At 53.5% G+C, this 3,011-nt stretch carries 1 protein-coding gene and 3 pseudogenes; 3 read left to right on the top strand and 1 reads right to left on the bottom strand.

Features of this window, described 5'->3' with window-relative positions:
* Positions 1-317: pseudogene (locus ATN37_RS00225) on the bottom strand (site-specific integrase); the annotation flags it as partial.
* A gap of 145 nt (positions 318-462) precedes the next feature.
* Here ATN37_RS00225 and ATN37_RS00230 point away from each other — a divergent pair.
* The 3 genes and pseudogenes from ATN37_RS00230 to ATN37_RS00240 all read left to right on the top strand — a co-directional run.
* A pseudogene (locus tag ATN37_RS00230) lies at positions 463-615 on the top strand (ATP-binding protein); the annotation flags it as partial.
* Positions 616-837: 222 nt separating this feature from the next.
* Positions 838-1,149, top strand: a pseudogene (locus tag ATN37_RS00235) (transposase); the annotation flags it as partial.
* A gap of 910 nt (positions 1,150-2,059) precedes the next feature.
* Positions 2,060-2,500, top strand: a complete 441-nt coding sequence (locus ATN37_RS00240) for a hypothetical protein (RefSeq protein ID WP_080656786.1) — start codon at positions 2,060-2,062, stop codon at positions 2,498-2,500.
* The last annotated feature ends 511 nt before the right edge of the window (positions 2,501-3,011 follow it).

Below are 3,011 nucleotides of genomic sequence, written 5' to 3' on the forward strand. Positions count from 1 at the left end.
ACCTGGAGGAACCAGTGGAATCCCTTGAAGATCTGCACATACTCCCGCCGAGTCGACGGAGCACGGCCCGCGACTGCGAGGCTGCCAACGACTCGGTCGATGTCCTCGGCGGTGACTTCCCACGCAGGCCGTCCCAGCGCCGTCAGCGTCCGCTCGAGTAGCCCGATGTCGTTGTCGATAGTGACTGGGCTGAAGCCCCGAGCACGCCAGGATGCGACGAAGGCGTCCACGCAGTTACGTTGGAACACAACAGGATCTGACTCGATCGACTCTATCGGAACGACGTTGCCCGGGATCAGCCGCAGACCTTCTGTCATCAGCACACCTTCTTCACACCTGAACGGTTAAGGCAGCACCTAATATAGACCGCTCACAGCTTGAAGAAGGCTGAAACGCGAAAACATGCTGAAGTCCCAGCGAGCTGCGGGTTTCCACGGAGACGAACAAGTGCCAACCCCAGATCGATGGGGCGAAACATTTTCCGACGACGTCGTCGCCGCAGCGATGATCGACCGACTCGTCCACCACGCCGAAGTACTCACCCTCAGCGGCGACTCCTACCGCACCCGATCCCGCCGAGAACTTCTGACCAAGAACCGATCCAACAGGGACTAATCAAAGCCAAGTGGTGAATTTTCGTCCGACGATCACCGATCACTTTTCATCCGACGTTGACATCTTCAGCCATCTCAAGGAGGAATGGTTCTCCCGTCCAGAAACCCGACACTCTCGACGAGTTTCACGAGGGGCTCACTGATTACCTGCGATGGTGGAACACCACCCGCATCCAATAGCGACTCGGCTACCTCAGCCCCGACGAGTACGGGGCGGGCCGGAACGATCGTACATTCCGATCGGGGTAGCTAATTTCGGTCGAGGAAATTCGTTCATGTGTTGTCCGACAACGGTTTACAAGGTTCCATGGGTAGGGTCGGGGCATGCGGTGGCAATGCCGCCATGGAATCCTTCTTCTCAATGTTGCAGAAGAACGTCCTCGACCGTCAACGGTGGTCGACTCAAGAACAGTTGCGGCTCGCGATCGTGACCTGGATCGAGAAAACGTACCATCGCAAACGTCGGCAACGGCGCCTCGGGAAGCTCACCCCGATCGAGTTTGAGACAATCAACCAGGCTTTTTACGCGGCTTGAAGCTATCAACCCCACGTGTCAACTGAAGTGGGTGCAGTCCCTTACGATACGAGGATGATGCCCGAAGAGCATTCCGAACCTGAGTTCGTACCGCCGACGGTGAACGGTTTCAACTGCTCTCGAACAATCGCCGCCGCATGCTACGCACTGGTTTCGGACGTCGATGGCCGAGAAGACCGACCTCTCGAAATCGACGATCGGGCGTATCTCGCGCAGCTCTAACTGAAACCACATCTGACCGATGGTTTCAAGCTGCCTCCACATCTTGTATCTAAACAGCTCATCGCCGGATCGACCTCACGCATTCTGGTTCCCGAAGAGCCGGATTACTACGAGGGTTGCGGGGAGACCGTCGCGCACGCCGGCCTAAGCGGTTCGCCAATCGTCTTTTTCTGCTACTAATCTGCATTCGGATGTGACGGACCAACTCGGACGCAGACGGGATACTGCTGGATTCCACTTTCCGGAGTCGTGATTCTTTCCGCTCTCACTAAGAAAATTCGCCGTGACTTACGCGGTGCGGCATCGCGCAACTAACGTCCGTTCCTCCCCCTGCACCTAGGCGAATGGATCGGCATGAACAATGATCTCTTTACTTGCTCCGAGCCGCACCCATGGGTATTTCGTGACAAAATATGGCGCTTCGAAACTCGTGTAGTCACATGACCATCCGGTCCGGATCCTGCCCGGATGGCCGCTTCATACCTGTTGAACTGGCATTTTTTCCAGTGCGGAACAATCAACTCGCGACACCATGGCGGCGAAACATGTAAGAATGCTGACACGGCGGTATGTATTCACCAATTTATTGGTCGGCTTCCAATTCAGAAAGTTCAGAAGCCTTGGTGCCTTAAGACCAGACACGGGATTTGGGTCCAATATCAGATTCCAACGCAAGGAAGGCGTTTAGATGGAATATCCCCCTGAAACGGCTATAAAAAGTCAATTCCTGGTTGCACTTGACGATACTTTTCAATACCTGGCAAATTCAAAAACTTCGAATTCAGTGCGCGTGAACGGATTTAAGATGATCCTTTCGTACATTCATATTATTGAAGGCAGTCTTTCAAATTGTCACCTGCACAATACGATCGACAATCCCAGCTTCGCGCCAGAAATCGACTCTATAAAATCTCCATCAGGCCGACTCCTCAATGAGGTCGAGCATAAAGGTTCGGTCGACGACGAGAAAATTGTCGCCAAATTATATGACCCGGCCGTTCGAGAGCTACTAGTGAATGCAAATGGATTGTCGCACAATTCCCAGGACTTACTGGAAACAATGGCTGCAAGATTGCGAAACTCTGAACGGTTCCTTGCATCAAACCCAAAGGCCCAATTCACTCCATGAACGATTTCACCAACCCTTAAAGCATAAAAACACTGGAATATAGAGAAATCTAGATTGCCACCATCCTCAACTATCTCCTTGTGCCTGATTTACGAACGGTTCAGCCTTGAGAGGAGCTTACGCATGAAGAGCCCACTAACTCCCAACCCGAGCGTTCTAGCCGCGGTCACCTACTTGTTAAAACAACCGGATGCTGCAAAATTTCGACGACAACATCAAGCCTTAGTCGTCCCAGTTGGCGGCCCTACCGGTAGGCACAATTTCGACTACACGGCGGCAGATAATTTTGCACTACTCTCTGCACAACGGAGAGCAAACGAGCTCGGCGAGCCCGACCCCACATGGATCCAACGAAAGTCGTCTTTCGACAGAGGAATGATCGAAAGCTGTGGATCCCGGGAGGACGCACCTTCCCGGATGATGATCTGTACACGAACAGGATTCTGATCAAGTCCAGCGCGCCAACGCTGGCGGGAAGGTACGCCCGTGCTCACGATAGTGGACTACGACG

This window comes from Rhodococcus sp. MH15, assembly GCF_019266045.1.
GTDB classification, from domain to species: Bacteria; Actinomycetota; Actinomycetes; order Mycobacteriales; family Mycobacteriaceae; genus Rhodococcus_F; species Rhodococcus_F qingshengii.

Coding starts and splice junctions, on each gene's coding strand:
- ATN37_RS00240 (WP_080656786.1), top strand. CDS start 2,060: ATGGAATATCCCCCTGAAACGGCTATAAAAAGTCAATTCCTGGTTGCA.